Origin of the sequence: Leifsonia sp. 21MFCrub1.1 (assembly GCF_900107895.1) — a bacterium.
GTDB lineage: Bacteria > Actinomycetota > Actinomycetes > Actinomycetales > Microbacteriaceae > Leifsonia > Leifsonia soli.
This window is the reverse complement of sequence record NZ_LT629867.1, coordinates 3,835,817-3,852,349: the sequence shown is the minus strand read 5'-3', so window position 1 is coordinate 3,852,349 and position 16,533 is coordinate 3,835,817. Positions and strand designations below refer to the sequence as shown.

At 70.1% G+C, this 16,533-nt stretch carries 18 protein-coding genes; 7 read left to right on the top strand and 11 right to left on the bottom strand.

What is annotated here, in order from left to right; all coding sequences use genetic code 11:
- Positions 1-4 precede the first annotated feature (4 nt).
- From BLW09_RS18260 to BLW09_RS18230, 7 genes are all read right to left on the bottom strand, one after another.
- Positions 5-895 carry a metal ABC transporter permease gene (locus BLW09_RS18260; RefSeq protein ID WP_089916181.1) on the bottom strand — a complete coding sequence of 297 codons (891 nt, stop codon included), beginning with the start codon at positions 893-895 and terminating at the stop codon, positions 5-7.
- The gene (locus tag BLW09_RS18255) at positions 892-1,752 is read right to left on the bottom strand and encodes a metal ABC transporter ATP-binding protein (RefSeq protein WP_089916179.1); all 861 of its coding nucleotides are present in this window, start codon (positions 1,750-1,752) and stop codon (positions 892-894) included. Before BLW09_RS18255 ends, BLW09_RS18260 begins: the two co-directional genes overlap by 4 nt.
- Positions 1,749-2,651 carry a metal ABC transporter solute-binding protein, Zn/Mn family gene (locus BLW09_RS18250; protein ID WP_089916177.1) on the bottom strand — a complete coding sequence of 301 codons (903 nt, stop codon included), beginning with the start codon at positions 2,649-2,651 and terminating at the stop codon, positions 1,749-1,751. The genes BLW09_RS18255 and BLW09_RS18250 overlap by 4 nt, the downstream gene beginning before the upstream one ends.
- Positions 2,652-2,749: 98 nt before the next feature.
- The gene (locus BLW09_RS18245) at positions 2,750-4,186 is read right to left on the bottom strand and encodes a dihydrolipoamide acetyltransferase family protein (RefSeq protein WP_089916174.1); all 1,437 of its coding nucleotides are present in this window, start codon (positions 4,184-4,186) and stop codon (positions 2,750-2,752) included.
- Between the two features lie 59 nt (positions 4,187-4,245).
- On the bottom strand, positions 4,246-5,205 hold the full coding sequence (locus BLW09_RS18240) for an alpha-ketoacid dehydrogenase subunit beta (RefSeq protein WP_172824363.1): 960 nt from the start codon (positions 5,203-5,205) through the stop codon (positions 4,246-4,248).
- A 371-nt stretch (positions 5,206-5,576) separates the two neighbouring features.
- Entirely contained in the window at positions 5,577-6,716 is a 1,140-nt protein-coding gene (gene pdhA / locus BLW09_RS18235) for a pyruvate dehydrogenase (acetyl-transferring) E1 component subunit alpha (protein ID WP_089916170.1), read from the bottom strand.
- Positions 6,717-6,720: 4 nt separating this feature from the next.
- Complete coding sequence (locus tag BLW09_RS18230; RefSeq protein ID WP_269457900.1) at positions 6,721-7,830, bottom strand: pyridoxal phosphate-dependent aminotransferase; 1,110 nt, start codon at positions 7,828-7,830, stop codon at positions 6,721-6,723.
- A 102-nt stretch (positions 7,831-7,932) separates the two neighbouring features.
- Between BLW09_RS18230 and BLW09_RS18225 the strand changes: the two genes are divergently transcribed.
- Both BLW09_RS18225 and purB read left to right on the top strand, forming a co-directional pair.
- On the top strand, positions 7,933-8,319 hold the full coding sequence (locus BLW09_RS18225; RefSeq protein ID WP_089917084.1) for a phage holin family protein: 387 nt from the start codon (positions 7,933-7,935) through the stop codon (positions 8,317-8,319).
- A gap of 69 nt (positions 8,320-8,388) precedes the next feature.
- A complete protein-coding gene (gene purB, locus BLW09_RS18220; protein WP_089916164.1) occupies positions 8,389-9,768 on the top strand; it encodes an adenylosuccinate lyase in 1,380 nt (459 codons plus the stop codon).
- A 12-nt stretch (positions 9,769-9,780) separates the two neighbouring features.
- Here purB and BLW09_RS18215 read toward each other — a convergent pair whose 3' ends face one another.
- Positions 9,781-10,080: a hypothetical protein gene (locus BLW09_RS18215; RefSeq protein WP_089916162.1), complete on the bottom strand. Its 300-nt coding sequence runs from the start codon at positions 10,078-10,080 to the stop codon at positions 9,781-9,783.
- 26 nt (positions 10,081-10,106) lie between these two features.
- Complete coding sequence (locus BLW09_RS18210) at positions 10,107-10,709, bottom strand: DUF308 domain-containing protein (RefSeq protein ID WP_089916159.1); 603 nt, start codon at positions 10,707-10,709, stop codon at positions 10,107-10,109.
- A 96-nt stretch (positions 10,710-10,805) separates the two neighbouring features.
- On the opposite strand from BLW09_RS18210, the gene BLW09_RS18205 reads away from it, so the two are divergent.
- Positions 10,806-11,510: a Pr6Pr family membrane protein gene (locus BLW09_RS18205; RefSeq protein WP_089916156.1), complete on the top strand. Its 705-nt coding sequence runs from the start codon at positions 10,806-10,808 to the stop codon at positions 11,508-11,510.
- A 21-nt stretch (positions 11,511-11,531) separates the two neighbouring features.
- On the opposite strand, the gene BLW09_RS18200 is transcribed toward BLW09_RS18205, so the two are convergent.
- Entirely contained in the window at positions 11,532-12,041 is a 510-nt protein-coding gene (locus tag BLW09_RS18200; protein ID WP_089916153.1) for a hypothetical protein, read from the bottom strand.
- Between the two features lie 144 nt (positions 12,042-12,185).
- Here BLW09_RS18200 and BLW09_RS18195 point away from each other — a divergent pair, with 144 nt between their 5' ends.
- The 4 genes from BLW09_RS18195 (at position 12,186) to BLW09_RS18180 (ending at position 15,613) form a co-directional block, all read left to right on the top strand.
- Positions 12,186-12,998, top strand: a complete 813-nt coding sequence (locus tag BLW09_RS18195; protein WP_089916147.1) for an aquaporin — start codon at positions 12,186-12,188, stop codon at positions 12,996-12,998.
- A 96-nt stretch (positions 12,999-13,094) separates the two neighbouring features.
- Positions 13,095-13,901: a helix-turn-helix domain-containing protein gene (locus tag BLW09_RS18190; RefSeq protein WP_089916143.1), complete on the top strand. Its 807-nt coding sequence runs from the start codon at positions 13,095-13,097 to the stop codon at positions 13,899-13,901.
- A gap of 114 nt (positions 13,902-14,015) precedes the next feature.
- Complete coding sequence (locus BLW09_RS18185; RefSeq protein WP_089916140.1) at positions 14,016-14,996, top strand: GlxA family transcriptional regulator; 981 nt, start codon at positions 14,016-14,018, stop codon at positions 14,994-14,996.
- Between the two features lie 68 nt (positions 14,997-15,064).
- Positions 15,065-15,613: an MmyB family transcriptional regulator gene (locus BLW09_RS18180; protein ID WP_089916138.1), complete on the top strand. Its 549-nt coding sequence runs from the start codon at positions 15,065-15,067 to the stop codon at positions 15,611-15,613.
- Here the strand turns inward: BLW09_RS18180 and BLW09_RS18175 are convergent.
- Positions 15,508-16,473 carry a helix-turn-helix transcriptional regulator gene (locus tag BLW09_RS18175; RefSeq protein ID WP_089916135.1) on the bottom strand — a complete coding sequence of 322 codons (966 nt, stop codon included), beginning with the start codon at positions 16,471-16,473 and terminating at the stop codon, positions 15,508-15,510. The two genes, BLW09_RS18180 and BLW09_RS18175, sit on opposite strands and share 106 nt — an antisense overlap.
- Positions 16,474-16,533: the final 60 nt, after the last annotated feature.

The window sequence follows — 16,533 nt, the reverse complement described above, 5'->3', positions numbered from 1 at the left end:
CAGGCTAGCCCGCCTGGCTCACGAGTCGCCGAGAAGCGGTCGCCGCACCGCGTCGTCGCGCACGCCGCCCGCCGGCGACGCGGCAGACGACGTAGATCAGGAACGAGATGGTCGTCACGTACGGGCTGATCGGGAGGGCGCTGCCCAGGGCGAGCAGGATGCCGCCCACCACCGACACCAGGGCGAACACCACGCTCAGCACGGGGACTCCCAGAGGCGACGACGAGATGCGCATGGCCGCGGCGGCGGGCGTCACCAGCAGCGAGAGCACGAGCAGTGCGCCGACGATCTGGACGGACACCGCGACGGCCAGGCCGAGCAGCACCATGAAGGCGAGCGCGACGAACCGGGTCGGGACGCCGCGGGAGGCCGCGACGTCCGCATCCAGGCTGTCGAAGGTCAGCGGCCGCCACATCAGCAGCAGGGCGATCAGGACGATGGCGCCGATGACCAGCAGCCAGCCGAGCTGCGGGTCGTCGACCGACACGATCTGGCCGGTGAGCAGCCCGAACTTGTTCGCACTGCGGCCGGGATAGAGGGCCAGCGCCAGGATGCCGAGGCCCAGGCCGAAGGGCATCAGCACGGCGATGATCGAGTTGCGGTCGCGCGCCTTCGCGCCGAGCAGGCCGATCAGCACGGCCGCGACCAGCGACCCGGCGAGCGAACCCGCCACGACGTTGACGCCGAACAGGAGGGCGATCGCCGCGCCGGCGAACGAGAGCTCGCTGATGCCGTGCACCGCGAACGCCATGTCGCGCTGCATGACGAAGACGCCGATCAGACCACCGACGATGCCGAGGACGGCTCCGGCGAAGATGGAGTTCTTCACGAGCAGGAGCAGCTCGCCGTAGTCGGTGAAGTCGAACAGCTGCTGCCAGAGATCCAGGTGCATCATGCGGCCGGCTCCGGGTGCTCTGCTCGGGTGTGGATGTGGTGGTCGTGCGTCTCGGCGTCGGGGATGCCGACGACCACGATGCGCCCGCGACTGCGGATGACATCCACCGGCGTCCCGTACAGGTCCGTCAGCACATCGCTGCGCAGCACCTCGTCGGGGGTGCCGGTGCGGAAGCGGCCGCCGGCCAGGTAGAGGACGCGGTCGACCATCCCGAGCACCGGGTTGACGTCGTGGGTCACGAAGACGACGGCGCTCCCGTGTTCGCGGCGGCGACGGTCGATGAGCTCGCTCACGCCGCGCTGGTGCTGCAGGTCGAGCGAGAGCAGCGGTTCGTCGCACAGCAGGAGGGCCGGGTCGCCCGCGAGCGCCTGTGCGACGCGCAGCCGCTGCTGCTCGCCGCCGGACAGCGAGCCGACGGCCGTGTCCGCATAGCGGCGAGCGCCGACGGAGTCGATGAGCCGGTCGACCTGCTCCCGGTCGGAGCGCCGGGGGAGCGGGAGGCCCCAGCGGTGACCGTTGACGCCGAGGGCGACGAGGTCGCGGGCGCGCATGGGTGTTCCGGCGGGGATGAGCTTCTGCTGGGGGATGTAGCCGATGCGGCGGTCGCCGCGGCGCACGGGGTGGCCTTCGAACGCGATCTCGCCGCTGTCGAGGCGCTGCTGCCCGAGGATCGTCCGGAGCAGGCTCGTCTTGCCCGAGCCGTTCGGCCCGAGCACGGCGACGAACTCGCCCGCGTGCACGTCGAGGTCGAGCCCGCTCCACAGCGTGCGGTCGCCGAAGCCGAGGGACGCATCGCGCAGGCTCAGCACCACATCCCTGGCGTCGGGGACGGGCACGCGTTCGAGCGGTTCGGTCATTTCGCCAGCGCGTCCTTCACGGCGTCCAGGTTGCCGCGCATCCACTCGATGTAGTGCGTTCCTGCGGGGAGGGTCTCGGTGACCGGCACCACGGGGATGCCCGCGGCCTTCGCGGCGGCCAGCACCTTCTCGGTCTCGGCGCCGGTGGTCTGCTCGTTGTAGGCGAGGAGCTTCACCTCGTGACCGCTGAACAGCTGGAGGGTGTCTTTCAGCACGACGGGGGAGACGTCGGTCTCCTCCTCGATCGCCGCGCTGAACTTCTCGGGCGTCTTGTTGACGAGTCCGATGGCGTCGAGCAGGTAGAGCGGCACGGGCTCGGTGATGGCGACGCCCTCACCGGCGTACGACGCCTTCAGATCGGCTTCCGTCGCCTCGAGGGCGGAGAGCTTCTCGGTGAAGGCAGCGGCGTTCTTTTCGAAGGTCGCCTTCTTCGACGGGTCGGCGGCGCCCAGGGCGTCGGCGAGCGCGCCGGCGAAGGTCGAGACGGTCGGGAAGTCGTACCAGACGTGCTCGTTGAGCTCGCCGCCGACGGCCTTCTTGCCGGACAGGTCGACGACGTTCAGAACCTTCACGTCGTTGTTCTTCGCGCCCTTCACGAGGGTCTGCATGTAGTCGTCGTAGCCTCCGCCGTTCTCGATGACGACGTCGGCTTTGGAGACGGCGAGCTGGTTCTGCGCGCTGGCCTCGAACGAGTGCGGATCCTGGGCCGGGTCTGTCATGAGGGAGATGACGTGAACGGCGTCGCCGCCGATGGTGGTGGCGATGTCGCCGTACACGTCGGTGCTGGCGACGACGCGAAGGGTGCCGTCGTCGGACCCCGCCGACGACGAGGAGCAGCCGGCCAGGGTCAGGGCGATGGCGGCCGCGGTGAGAGCGGAGACGAGGGAACGCGTCTTCATGGATGAGCCTGTCTAAGTCGCGAACGACGTCGAGAAGTGGATGCCCGCGGTCGCGGGCACCGGCTCAGGCTACGGCTTATTGAAAATGATTGTCAAATTCAATCGAGGAGGAGCGCGGGCTCCTCGATGATCGACGCGACGTCGGCCAGGAAACGCGACGCCACGTCGCCGTCCACGACCCGGTGATCGAACGAGGCGCCCAGCGTGGTGACGTAGCGGGGACGCACCTCGCCGTCGACGACCCACGGCTTCTGCTTGATCGTGCCGAGGGCGACGATGCCGACCTCGCCGGGGTTCAGGATGGGCGTGCCGGTGTCCATCCCGAACACGCCGATGTTCGTGATGGTGATGGTTCCGCCGCTCATGTCGGCCGGCGGCGTCTTGCCGTCGCGGGCCGTCAGGGTCAGCTGCTCGAGGGCGCGCGCCAGCTCGAGCAGGGTCATGCCCTGCGCCTCCTTGATGTTCGGCACGATGAGCCCCCGCGGGGTCGCCGCGGCGATTCCGAGGTTCACGTAGTGGCGGACGATGATCTCCTCGTCCGTCCACGCCGAGTTCACGGTGGGGTTGCGGCGCACGGCCCAGATGATCGCCTTCGCCATGATCAGCAGCGGCGACACCTTGACGCCGGCGAAGTCGGCCGAGTTCTTGAGGCGCTTGACGAACTCCATGGTGCGGGTCGCATCCACGTCGACGAACAGGCTCACGTGCGGAGCGCTGAACGCGCTCGACGTCATGGCGTTGGCGATCGCCTTGCGGACGCCCTTGACGGGGATGCGCTCCTCGCGGTCGTTCGGCCACTCCGGCGTCTGGATGTTGCGGAACACGGTGACCTGCGACGCCTCGCGCAGCACGTCGTCGCGGGTGACGTCGCCGACCGGGCCCGTCGGCGTGACGACGGTGATGTCGACGCCCAGGTCTTTGGCGAGCTTGCGAACGGGGGGCTTGGCGATGACGGGGCCGCCGGCGTGCGGCACCGAAGCGGTGTGCGCCGGGGCGGCGGGCGCAGGCGCGGCGGGCGCCTGCTGTGCGGCCGGCGCGGCGGGAGCGGCCGCCGCCGGGGCGGGCGCGGCGGGTGCGGGCTGCTGCGCGACCGAGCCCGAGAACGAGACAGGGATCGACGCCGTCCCCGGGTGCGAGACCCGGCGGCGGCGACTGGTCCCGTGGCCGGCGGATCCGTAGCCGACCAGGACGGCGCCCGGCTTCGGCTCGTCCTCGTGGGAGACGCTCGCGGCGGTGTCGGCCGCGACCTCCTCGGCGGGCTCCGGCTCGCGCGCGGGGGCTTCGGCCGGTTCGCCGCCGGCCGTGACGGTGAAGATCGGGGTGCCGACCTCGACGGTCTGGCCCTCCGAGACGAGGAGTTCGCCGACCGTTCCCTCGAACGGGGACGGCAGCTCGACGAGCGACTTCGCGGTCTCGATCTCGACGATCACCTGGTTGACCGCGACCTGCTCGCCCGGGGTCACCTTCCACGAGACGATCTCCGCCTCGGTCAGGCCCTCGCCCACATCGGGCAGGAGGAACTGGGACTCGCTCATGTGCGACTTCTCTCTGTCAGTCTCTCGGCGGGCTCTGCCGCCGGTGGATGCGCCGGGCGTCAGTAGGCGAGCGCCCGGTCGACGGCCTCGAGGATGCGGTCGGCGTCGGGGAGGTAGATCTCCTCGAGCTTCGCCGGCGGGAAGGGGACATCGAAGCCGGAGACGCGGAGGACCGGCGCCTCCAGCGAGTAGAACGCCTTCTCGGCCACCGTCGCCGCGACCTCGGAGCCCACCGAGACGTTGCTCGGCGCCTCCTGGGCGATGATGAGCCGGCCGGTCTTCTGCACGGATGCGATCACCGGACCGTAGTCGACGGGGGAGAGCGAGCGGAGGTCGACGACCTCGAGGCTGCGGCCCTCCTCCGCGGCGAGCTCCGCTGCGCGCAGGGCGACGCTCACCATGCCGGCCCACGCCACGATGGTCGCGTCGGTCCCGGTGCGGACGACCCGGCTGGCGTGCAGCGGCGTCGGGTTCTCGACGACGTCGACCTCGCCCTTCGGCCAGTAGCGGCTCATCGGCTCGAAGAAGACGACGGGGTCGTCCGAACGGATCGCCTCCTGGATCATCCAGTACGCGTCATGCGGCGTCGACGGTGCGACGACCCGCAGGCCGGCGGTGTGCGCGAAGTAGGCCTCCGGCGCCTCCTGGTGGTGCTCGACGGCTCCGATGTGACCGCCATGGGGGATGCGGATGACGACCGGGAACGGGATCCGTCCGCTGTGGCGGTTGGTCATCTTGGCGAGCTGCGTCGTGATCTGGTCGAAGCCGGGGAAGACGAAGCCGTTGAACTGGATCTCGACCACCGGACGGTACCCGCGCATCGCGAGACCGATCGCCGTGCCGATGATGCCCGCCTCGGCGAGAGGTGTGTCCATCACCCGCTGCGGCCCGAACTCCTTCTGCAGGCCCTCCGTCACGCGGAAGACGCCGCCCAGCGGGCCGATGTCCTCGCCCATCAGGATGACGCGCGGGTCGTCGGCCAGCGCCCGGCGCAGACCGGCGTTGAGCGCCTTGACCATCGGAAGGGACTGGACGCGCGGCTCGGGGGCCGCATCCGCGGCGGGCTCGGACTCCGCGACCGCCGGACCGGCGTGCTCGGCCTCGGCCGCCGCCTCTCCGACCTCGGCAGAGGCCTGCAGGTCGGCCTGCGCGGTCTCCTGCCGGGCGTCCTCGTCGTCGATCACGAACTCACGCGTCCACTCCTGCTCGGCGACGTGCTCCTCGAGCACGCGCGAGCCGGGGTCGCTCTCCACGATCTCGACGACGTCGATCGCCTGCGTGTCGAGCGATGCGCCGTCGACGGACCCGTCGCCCTCGCGCGTCCCGGCCTGGTCACCCGGGCTCTCGATCAGCTCGGCCTCGACGTACTCCGCCTCGCTCCTCACGTCGCTCATGCGTCACCTCCGAACGATGCCTCGTACTCCTCGAGCCACCGTCGCTGCTCGTCCGTCACGGGATGCGGCTCACTGTAGACGTGCTGGAACATCGACGCGACAGAGGGAGGCGTCAGTTCGAGAGTGCGCCTCCGGATGTCGGCGGCGAGGTCGGCCGCCTCCTCGTCCGCGCTGTCGAAGAAGCCCTGCCCGACACCCTGCTCCTCGAGGAACACGCGGAAGCGCCGGATCGGGTCGCGCTCGGCCCAGGAGGCCAGCTCCTCGTCGGTGCGGTACTTGCTGGGGTCGTCGCTGGAGGTGTGCGCGCCCATCCGGTACGTCAGCGCCTCGATCATGCTGGGACCCTCGCCGTTCCTGGCGTCGTCGAGGTGCTTGGCGGTCACCGCGTAGGCCGCGAGGACGTCGTTGCCGTCGATCTGGACGCCGGGGATGCCGAAGCCGCTCGAGCGCAGGTAGAGCGGGGTGCGCGACTGGGTGCTCACCGGCACCGAGATCGCCCAGTGGTTGTTCTGCAGGAAGAACACCTGCGGGGTCTGGTAGCTCGCTGCGAAGACGTACGCCTCGTTGACATCGCCCTGGCTCGTGGCTCCGTCGCCGAAGTACACGATGGACGCCTCGTCCTTCGACGGGTCGCCCGTGCCGACCTTGCCGTCGAGCTTCATGCCCATGGCATAGCCGGTGGCGTGCAGGGTCTGCGAGCCGATGACCAGCGTGTAGAGGTGGAAGTTGCCGACGGCCGGGTCGGTCGGGTCCCACCCGCCGTGCGTCGTGCCGCGGAGGAGTCCGATGATCCCGATCGGGTCGATGCCCCGGACCATGCCGACCACGTGCTCGCGGTAGGAGGGGAAGAGGTGGTCCTGCGGCTTCGCGGCATGCGCAGAGCCGACCTGGGCGCCCTCCTGGCCCTGGCTGGGCACCCAGAGCCCGAGCTGCCCTTGCCGCTGCAGGTTCGCCGCCTCATGGTCGAACGCGCGAACGCGCACCATGTCGCGGTAGAAGCGGCGGTAGTCGTTCTCGTCGAGCCGCTCCAGGTAAGGGAGGTATTCGGCCGACGTCTCGCTCGGCTGGAAACGGCCGTCAGCGGTCAGCAGCTGGACGGTGTTCGCCGGGCGCGGGATCTCGTTCGTCGCAACCACCTGTCTAACCTAACCGCTTGCCGAGGTGCCCATTTGGTAGGTTCCGCACAAGATCGCCCGCGACCTGCAGGAGTTTGTCCACAGATTCCTCCTCGCCAACGCTGATGCGGATGCCCTCCGGCGGGAAGGCGCGGACCGTGAGAGCTGCGTCGAAGAAGGCGTCGTTCGCCTCGACGGTCTGCTCGCCCGTCGCGAGCCAGACGAAGTTGCCCTGCGCCTCCGGAACCGCCCAGCCCTGTTCGAGCAGCGCGTCGCGGAGCCGGTCGCGGCGCATCGCCAGGCGGGCGACGCGCTCCATGAGCTCGTCCTCCGCGTCGATGGAGGCGAGGGCCGCGACGCGGGATGCGTCCGTCACCGAGAGCGGGATGGCGGCGGAGCGGGCCGCATCCAGCACCGCCTGCGGGCCGACGGCGTAGCCGATGCGCAGTGCCGCGAGCCCGTAGGCCTTCGAGAAGGTGCGGAGCACGACGAGGTTGGGGTAGCGCGAGAGCAGGGGGATGCCGTCGACGGCCGCGTCGTCGGTGACGAACTCGTAGTAGGCCTCGTCGAGGAGCACCAGCAGGTCGGACGGCACGCGTTCCATGAACGCCTCGAAATCGGCGGTGGTCACGATGGTGCCGGTGGGGTTGTTGGGCGTGCAGACGATCACGACGCGCGTGCGGTCGGTGATCGCGGCGGCCATCGCATCCAGGTCGTGGCTGCCGTCCGGACGGTTGGGCACCTGCACGCTCGTCGCGCCCGCGACGGTCACGAGCCCGGGGTAGGCCTCGAAGGAGCGCCAGGAGTACACGACCTCGTCGCCGACGCCGGCCGCTGCGGAGATCAGCTGCGACAGCAGCGCGACCGAGCCGCTGCCGAGGTGGACCTGGCCGACGCCGACGCCGTGCCGCTCGGCGAGGCGCTCGCGCAGGTCGGCTCCGCCGGCGTTCGGGTACCGGTTCAGGTCGCGCAGAGTCGCCGCGACCGCCTCGACGACCGAGGGCAGGGGCGGGAAGGGGTTCTCGTTGCTCGACAGCTTGAATCCGTCCGCCGGTGCCGGGCGGCCCTGCTTGTAGGCGGGCACCGCGACGATCTCGGGCCGTAGTCTCACGCCGAGCGTGTCATCCGAACTCACAGACCCAACTTAGCCGCGCCCGCATACCGCTGGAGGAATTCCCGGGATCCCGTGGACGACGCACCCCTGTACCGCGGACCCGGTCACTGGGAGGATGGCGTCATGCGATTCCTGCTCAGACTGATCGTCAACGCCCTCGCCCTCTGGCTCACGACGCTGATCGTCAGCGGTGTGAGCGTGCACCCGTACGCTCCGGACACCACCGCGACGGTGCTGACCTACCTGCTCATCGCGCTCATCTTCGGCCTGGTGAACGCGATCGTCGGCACGGTCATCCGGGTGGTCGCGTTCCCGCTGTACATCCTCACGCTGGGGCTCATCTCGCTGCTCGTGAACGCGTTCCTGCTGTTCATCGTGTCGTGGATCAGCGATGCCATGGGCTTCGGTCTCCACATCGACGGCTTCTGGTGGGGCGTGCTCGGTGCACTCGTCCTCGGCATCATCGCGTGGCTGCTCGGGCTGCTGATCCGGCCCGCCCGGCGCGACTGACGTCCTCGGCCGCCGCGCGCGTGCGGGAGAATGGTGGGGTACCCGCCGCCTGATCCCGCGAGGAGCACCATGTCCGCCCTGCCTCCCCAGCCGCTCAGCCCCCTCGACGGCCGTTACCGGTCCGCCGTGCTCGGCCTCGGCGACCACCTGTCGGAGGCCGGCCTCAACCGCGCGCGCGTGCAGGTCGAGGTCGACTGGCTGATCTACCTGACCGAGCACCGGATGTTCGGCTCCTCGCCGCTGACCGGCGAGCAGAAGGCGGCGCTCCGGGCGCTCGCCGACGATTTCGGACAGCCGGAGATCGACCGGCTCGCCGAGCTGGAGGCGACGACCAGGCACGACGTGAAGGCGGTCGAGTACCTCGTGCGCGAGCGACTGCACGCGCTCGGCCTCGACCACATCGCCGAGCTCACGCACTTCGCGGCGACCAGCGAGGACATCAACAACCTCTCGTACGCCCTCACCGTGAGCGCGGCCGTGCGCGAGTCGTGGCTTCCGAAGTTCCGCGCGGTCATCGGCGAGCTCCGCGCGCAGGCGAAGCAGTACCGCGACGACGCGATGCTCGCCCGCACGCACGGGCAGCCGGCGACGCCGACCACCATGGGCAAGGAACTGGCGGTCTTCGTGCACCGCCTCGAGCGCGTGCGCGAGCAGATCGAGGGCGGTGTGCACCTCGGCAAGTTCAGCGGAGCGACGGGCACCTTCGCCGCTCACCTCGTCGCCGACCCGGATGCCGACTGGCCCCGCATCTCGCGCGAGTTCGTCGAGAGCCTCGGCCTGGACTGGAACCCGCTGACCACGCAGATCGAGTCGCACGATTGGCAGGCGGAGCTGTATTCGCGCATCTCGCACGCCAACCGCATCCTGCACAACCTGTGCACCGACATCTGGACGTACATCTCGCTCGGCTACTTCCGGCAGGTCCCGGAGCCGGGAGCGACCGGGTCGTCGACGATGCCGCACAAGGTGAACCCGATCCGGTTCGAGAACGCCGAAGCCAACCTGGAGCTCTCCAGCGCCGTGCTCGACTCGCTGGCCGCGACGCTCGTCACCAGCCGCCTGCAGCGCGACCTCACGGACTCGACCACGCAGCGCAACATCGGCGTCGGTCTGGGCCACTCCCTCCTCGCCCTCGACAACATCGAGCGCGGGCTCGGCCAGATCGCGATCGACCGGCAGGCTCTCGCGGACGACCTCGACGCCAACTGGGAGGTGCTCGCGGAGGCCATCCAGACGGTGATCCGTGCCGAGGTCACCGCCGGTCGCTCGACCATCACCGACCCGTACGCGCTGCTGAAGGAGCTGACGCGCGGCAAGCGCGTCGACCACGCGGCGCTGACCGAGTTCGTGAACGGGCTCGAGATCGGCCAGGCCGCGAAGAACCGGCTCCTGGCGCTCACGCCGGCCGGCTACATCGGCCTCGCCTCGGAGCTGGTCGACTACCTGTAGGCGTCGCGGAGGTCAGTGACCGCGGGGGCGGTCGTCGCCCTCCGCGCGGGCCTGCGCCTTGGCGCGGGCTTCCGCATCCTGCTCGTGGATGTCCTCCACCTCGGCCTCGGTCGGCTTGAAGGCGAGGGCGAACAGCGCGAGCAGGACGACCGTGACGATGAAGGTGACGCCGAGGCCGACTCCCGCGAGCACGAACTCCCGCGTCGCGACCAGCACGATGAGGCCGACGAAGACGGCGAGCCCGGCGGAGATGCCGAGAAGCTCGACGGGCAGGAAGCGGTCGCGGCGGGTCGGCTGAAGTCCCTGCTTCACTTTCGGGTCCTTGTCATTGCGCCGGCTCACGATCCGCTCTCCGCTCCGTGCGACGGGGTCCGATCGCGTGCGGCGCCTCGCAGCGTCGCTGCGCCGATCCCCTGGAAGACGCCGACGATGACGGCCCACGCGCCGAACAGGCCGATCGCGAGCACCGCATCGGCGGGGGCGAACAGCAGGACGAGGGCGAGCACGGCGGTGAGGGCGCCGGTGATGAGCCAGTCGCGGGCGGCGGCGTCACGGCCGCGTTCGCGGACGCCGTTGTAGAGCTCGAGGATGCCGGTCAGTGCCGCCCACACGGTGACGAGGTACAGGAAGAGACCCAGCCCCGAGGACGACAACGCGAGGGCGAGAACTCCGGCGATCACGCCGATCGCCCCCTGAACGGCGAAGAGCACGCGGGTGATGCGGCGCCCGGCCAGAAGGGCGCTCAGCACACCGGTCGCCAGCCCGTCGACGATGGCGAAGGCCCCGAAGACGATGAGCCCGAACGTCGCCGTGTGCGCATCCCGCGTGAACGTGATGACCGCTGCGGCGGCCAGGGCCACGACGGCGCGGACGGCGGGGACGACCCAGTACCGGCTGTGCGCGTGGATGTCGGAATGCTGGGCAGGGACGGCGGTAGCCACGGAGGCCCTCTTTCATACGGGATTCGCCAACCATTCTAGTCGGCGCGTTCCTGCGCGTTCGCCCACCGACGGCCGCCCGCTCGCTACGATCGCGGCATGCGGATCGGTTTCGCGGTTCTCCGCGCGGTGTTCTTCCTTCTCACTCTGGCTGCGGTCGTCGTCCAGCTCGCGACCAGCATCCGATCCATCGGCGACCGGGGCGGGGACATCGCCGGCCTGGTTGCGAACTTCTTCAGCTTCTTCACGATCGACTCGAATGTGCTGGGCGTCGTCGTGCTCGGCATCGGCGCCGTGCTGCTGGTGGTGCGCACCGGGGACGACCCCGGGTGGTTCACCGGGCTGCGCGCCGCCTCCGTCACCTACCTCGTCACGACCGGCGTCGTCTACAACCTGCTGCTGCGCAACATCTCGCTCGCGCAGGGCACGACCGTCGGCTGGTCGAACGAGGTGCTGCACGTGATCGCGCCCGCCTACCTCCTGATCGACTGGCTGCTCGCACCCGGCCGCTCGCCGCTGCGGCTGCGCGCCGTCTGGGGGATCGCCGTCTTCCCGATCGTCTGGGCGCTGTACACGCTGATCCGCGCACCTTTCGCCGCCGAGCCGGTCACGGGCACGTCTCCGTGGTACCCCTACCCGTTCCTCAATCCGCACACGAGCCAGAACGGCTACCTGTCCGTCGCCTTCTACGTGGTGTTGATCGCGGTCGTGATCCTGGCCGCCGGATACGGCGTCGTCTGGATCTCACGCCGCTGGCGAGGCGCCCGGCCCCTGCCCGACGCGGCGGCTGCCGCCGAGGCGTAAGCGCCCCGCTGTCGGCGGAGGTCAGCCGATCGCGGGCCGCGGATCCGGCTCTTCTGCGCGGGCCCAGAACACGACCGCGGCGAGCGCGCCGACCGCGAGCAGGAACGCGCCCGTCGGCGTCACCGTGTCCGGGACGCCGTGCTGGACGAGAACCGCCGAGACGATGCCCGCGAGTGCGCCGCATCCCGCAACCACCGCGAATGCGATCGAGATGCCGCGGGCGGCGCCGCCCAGGACGACCCCCCGCACCAGCAGGCCGGCAGCGCCGATCAGCCACAGCGCGGCGACGGGGAAAGCGAGCAGCAACCCCACCGGGTCACGCAGCAGAACCCCGGGCGTCGCGTAGATCAGGGATGCCGCAAGCACGAGCACCAGCCCCAGGCCTGCGAACCCGGCGAGTCGCGCCGCCTCGGTCCGCAGCCGGACGAGCGGCGCCAGCAGCGCGGGCCAGGTGAACGCGAGCGCGAACGCGACGAATGCGAGCGCGACACTGCCCGCGCCCTGCAGCACCGGGAGGAGGATGCCGATCATGCGTCAAGTGAACGCCATCGGCGCCGATCGCGCGTCCTCCTGGAGGATGATCCGGTGACGTCGGCACGTCTTCCGACGGTCGTCGTAACGCGGTGATGGCCCCGCCGGATACGGTCACGGTGATCCGCGATCGAGGGGACTCCGATGAACACGAGCACGCGAACAACGACCGGCGCCCCGACGTCGCAGAAGGCGTCGTACGCCAGGTACCTCGCGGAGGCCGCCGGAACCTTCGTCCTCGTCTTCGGCGTCGTCGGCACCGCCGTCCTCGACGCAGGCGCGACGAACGTGCACGGGGCCGGCGTCGGCTTCCTCGGAGTCGCGCTGGCGCTGGGGCTCAGCGTCCTGGTCGGCGCGTACGCCTTCGGCCCGGTCTCGGGCGGGCATTTCAATCCGGCGGTGACGATCGGTCTCGCGCTCTCCGGACGCTTCTCCTGGAAGCTCGCGCCCGGCTACGTCGGCGCGCAGATCGTCGGAGGCCTGCTCGCGTCGAGCCTGCTCGTGGGAGTGGCCGCCGGGGGTCCGAGCGGATTCGCCGCCGCATCCCGCGCCGCCGGCTTCGCCTCCACCGGATGGGGTCCGCTGTCGCCGGGCGGATACAGCTGGTGGGCGGCGTTCCTCATCGAGGTCGTGACCACCGCCGTCCTCACCGCCGTGGTCCTTCTGGTGACTGGCGGCGAGCGGAATCCTGCGGTGGCGCCGGTCGCGATCGGCTTCACGCTGACGGTGGTCGCGCTGGTGGCGATCCCGGTGTCGAACGGCTCCTTCAACCCGGCTCGCTCGATCGCGACGGCGGTCTACGGCGGCCCGACAGCGCTCGGAGAGCTGTGGCTGTCGATCGTCGCTCCCCTTCTCGGGGCGGCCGTGGTCGGCGGATGCGCGGCTCTGGCGCGCCGATCCGCCGGCGCGACCGCGGCTCGGGTGCCCAGCGCGACGGACCTTCCGATCGCCGACTGACGGCGCGCCGTTCACGCCCCGGCCCCGGGCGTGATCAGGTCCCGCCGTGTATTATTTCGAACTTGAAAGAACTTGCTTTTTTCGAGAGGGGCCCCTGTGGTCACGCGTGCGTCGGCACTGGGCGAGTATCTTCGCGCCCGCCGGGCCATGACCCCGCCCGAGTCCCTCGGCATCGTCCGGGCGTCGACCCGCAAGGTCTCCGGCCTCCGAAGGAGTGAGGTGGCGGCCGCCGCCGGCGTCAGCGAGAACTACTACCTGCGGCTGGAACAGGGGAGGGACCAGCGCCCGTCCGAACAGGTGCTCAGCGCCCTCGGCCGCGCCCTTCGACTCGACCACTTCGCGATGGACTACCTGTTCCGGATCGCGTACGCCGAAAATTCTCCGGCGAACCCCGTCACGGGCCCGGACGAGAGCCTTCTCGCACTGCTCGACCACTGGAAGCACACCGCCGCCTACATCACGGACGGCAACCACGACATCGTCGCCTCCAACGTCCTCGCCCGCCGCATCGGCCGAGGGCTCCTCGATGTCGGGCAGAACAACGTGGTGAGCTTCTTCCTCGACCGCTCGCGCGCGGGCGCGGAGGATGACGAGGAGTCCGCGATTCACCTGGCCGCTGCTCTCCGTTTCCACAGCCACCCGCTCGACCCCCGCCTCCATCAGGTCGTCGACGAGTTGTCCGCGTTGAGCCCTGTCTTCGCCCGGGTCTGGCCGCGACACGATGCGTGGCCACTGGCCGACGGCGTCACGCAGGTCTCCTTCGACGGCTTCGGTGTTGTCGACCTCACCTTTCAGAATCTCGAGATCCCCGGCCGCCCCGGGTATGTGCTGACGACGACCTTCGCTCCGCCGAACACCCCGGGTGCGGCCGTGCTCGCCTACCTCGCGGCCCAGCCGGACTAGTGGCTCGCTGAGGGCGACGACGGCGGTCTCGCGCCTCAGGAATCGACAAGCGGGTCTGCGACCGATGTAATGGAACCTGTATTCCAGAATACTTTCCCACCCGAATGGAGCGTCATGCCACGATCGACCGACGATCAGAAGCGGCCCCGGGTGGGGATCCTCGTGTTCGACGGCGTGAAGATGCTCGATCTGGTGGGCCCCGCCGAGGTGTTCCATGAAGCATCGCAGCGCTCCGCCGGGTATGACATCGTCCTCATCTCGGTCTCGGGCGCGGACGTGACCTCCTCGATGGGCGTGCGCGTCGGCGTCCACGCCTCGGTCGCGGCGATCGAGGAGCTCGACACCCTCGTCGTGCCGGGGTCCGAGAACGCGCCGGAGGTGTTCACCGACGACGTCCTCGACGCGGTCCGCACCTTGGCCGACCGCTCCCGCCGCGTGGCATCGATCTGCACCGCCGCGTTCGCCGTCGCGGCGGTGGGCCTCCTCGACGGCCGCACGACGACGACGCATTGGAAGTTCGCCGACACGCTTCAAGCCGCCTTCCCCGAGATCGCCGTCGAGAAGGACGCGATCTTCGTTCAGGACGGCAGGTTCCACAGCTCCGCCGGCGTCGCCGCGGGAATCGACCTCGCGCTGGCCCTGCTCGAGCAGGACTACGGATCGGATGTCGCGCGAAGCGTCGCGCAGCTGCTGCTGGTCTACATGAAGCGGTCCGGATCGCAGTCGCAGTTCTCCGCATCGCTCGCCGGCAACCCGGCACGATCGCCGATCTCCCGATCGGTCACCGAGTACGTCCACGCGAACCCGACCCGGCCGCACTCCGTCCGCGAACTCGCCTCCCACGTGAACGTCAGCCCCCGGCACCTGACGAGGATCATGCGCGAGGAGCTGGATGCGACGCCGAGCGAGTACGTCGGCTCGATCCGCCTCGACCTCGCGGTGAGCGAGCTGGAGTCGGGGACGTCCGTGGCGGGGGCGGCCGCGGCCACCGGGTACAGCTCGCCCGTGTCGTTCCGCCGGGCGTTCGTGCGGCGGTTCGGCATCACGCCGTCCGAGTATCAGCGGAGATTCCGCACCAGCCGACCGGTCGCCTAGTCCCGGTGGCGGAGGGTGTGGATACGAGAGCCACGTTCCCGCCGGCGCCGACGCCGTAGATTCGGAGCATGTACGCCAGCGACGGCACGGCCACGGACGACAGCACGCGGGAGCCGCTTCTCGCCTTCTGGGACAGCGTTCCCGCCCTCCTCTGCGACCGCCGGCTCACCGTGCTGGACTCGACCCCGTTGGCCCGGGCGTTGTCGCCGGCGTTCGTCGGCGGGGTGAATCTCGCACGATTCTCCTTCCTCTCGCCCGAGCGGCGCGCCGACCATCCGCGGTGGCGGGAGATGTCGCGGGTGGTCGCGGGGCTGCTGAGGGAGTCGCTCGATCAGCACGACGAGGATCGGTCGTCGCAGCGGATCATCGGCGAGCTGTCGGCGAAATCGCGGGAGTTCTCCGAGATCTGGGCCGGCCCCGAGGCCGATCCCCGCACCTCCGGTCTCATCGAGTTCGAGGACACGGCGGCCGGGGACATCCGGACCGCATTCAACGTCCTGCGCGTGCCCGGTTACGAGGACGATGCCATCATCGTCTTCGCGCCGGTGGACAGCGCATCGATCGCCGGCATCGCCCGATTGAGGGAGGCGCTCTCGACGCCGCCGGCGACGGCCTGAGCCCGGGGCGGCAGCGCCGCGAGATAGGCGATCGCCTGAGCTGCGGCGGAGCCCGGGTCACCGAAGAACATCGTGATGAACTGCCCCCCGCTTCGCGGCACCTCCAAGGTCTGCCACCGGAAGTCGACCCAGCCGAGCGGCGCGACGAAGGCTCTCTTCACCCCCGAGACGTACGGCTTGGCATCGTGCTCCGCCCACACCGTGCGGAAGAACTGGTGCCGGGCCGACAGTGCACCGACGATCTCCTGCAGCTGAGGGTCGTCAGGATCGCCGTGGTAGCGCATCGCGGCGATCATCTCGCGAAGCGTGCCCTCCCATTCCGTGATGATCTCCACGTCCTCGGCGTTCGCCGGATCGCTGTTCGCCCGGTAGGCGGCGTAGCTCTCGAACGAAGTGATCAGCATGTTCGTCCCCGGCACGAGCACGCCGGAGCCGAGACCGTCGACCAGCGGATTCGCGGCCAGGATGTTCTGGTTCGCATCCGTGACGTACGCCGGCGTGTGGCTCCACTGCGCGAGGAGCTGGGCGACGCCGCGACTGACACTGCCGTCGTGCGGGACGCGACGGACGAAGGGACGCGGACGCGCAAGACGGACCAGGTACTGGAAGCTGTCCTCGTCCAGGAGGAGCGCGCGGGCGAGCGCGGACAGCACCTGCTCCGACGGCCTCCTGTCCCGCCCCTGCTCGATCCGCAGGTAGTAGTCGGGACTCATCCCGGCGAGCTCGGCCACTTCCTCGCGACGCAGACCGGGCACGCGGCGGCCGGGAAGGACTTCGAGGCCGACCTGGTGCGGCTGCACCTGCTCTCGTCGTGCGCGCAGGTATTCGCCGAGTGGTGTGGTGTTGCGCGCGACGCCCATCCGTTCGTCCCCTTGAGAGCTTCGGACACTGATCCGCACTCATTCTCGGGCGAACGCCGG

Excerpts from the sequence above, each read along its gene's own strand:
- BLW09_RS18240 (WP_172824363.1), bottom strand. The coding sequence starts at position 5,205 with ATGGTCAAGGCGCTCAACGCCGGTCTGCGCCGGGCGCTGGCCGACGAC.
- BLW09_RS18195 (WP_089916147.1), top strand. The coding sequence starts at position 12,186 with ATGAACACGAGCACGCGAACAACGACCGGCGCCCCGACGTCGCAGAAG.
- BLW09_RS18255 (WP_089916179.1), bottom strand. The coding sequence starts at position 1,752 with ATGACCGAACCGCTCGAACGCGTGCCCGTCCCCGACGCCAGGGATGTG.
- BLW09_RS18260 (WP_089916181.1), bottom strand. The coding sequence starts at position 895 with ATGATGCACCTGGATCTCTGGCAGCAGCTGTTCGACTTCACCGACTAC.
- BLW09_RS18250 (WP_089916177.1), bottom strand. The coding sequence starts at position 2,651 with ATGAAGACGCGTTCCCTCGTCTCCGCTCTCACCGCGGCCGCCATCGCC.
- purB (WP_089916164.1), top strand. The coding sequence starts at position 8,389 with ATGTCCGCCCTGCCTCCCCAGCCGCTCAGCCCCCTCGACGGCCGTTAC.
- BLW09_RS18205 (WP_089916156.1), top strand. The coding sequence starts at position 10,806 with ATGCGGATCGGTTTCGCGGTTCTCCGCGCGGTGTTCTTCCTTCTCACT.
- BLW09_RS18175 (WP_089916135.1), bottom strand. The coding sequence starts at position 16,473 with ATGGGCGTCGCGCGCAACACCACACCACTCGGCGAATACCTGCGCGCA.
- BLW09_RS18185 (WP_089916140.1), top strand. The coding sequence starts at position 14,016 with ATGCCACGATCGACCGACGATCAGAAGCGGCCCCGGGTGGGGATCCTC.
- BLW09_RS18180 (WP_089916138.1), top strand. The coding sequence starts at position 15,065 with ATGTACGCCAGCGACGGCACGGCCACGGACGACAGCACGCGGGAGCCG.
- BLW09_RS18225 (WP_089917084.1), top strand. The coding sequence starts at position 7,933 with ATGCGATTCCTGCTCAGACTGATCGTCAACGCCCTCGCCCTCTGGCTC.
- BLW09_RS18200 (WP_089916153.1), bottom strand. The coding sequence starts at position 12,041 with ATGATCGGCATCCTCCTCCCGGTGCTGCAGGGCGCGGGCAGTGTCGCG.
- BLW09_RS18245 (WP_089916174.1), bottom strand. The coding sequence starts at position 4,186 with ATGAGCGAGTCCCAGTTCCTCCTGCCCGATGTGGGCGAGGGCCTGACC.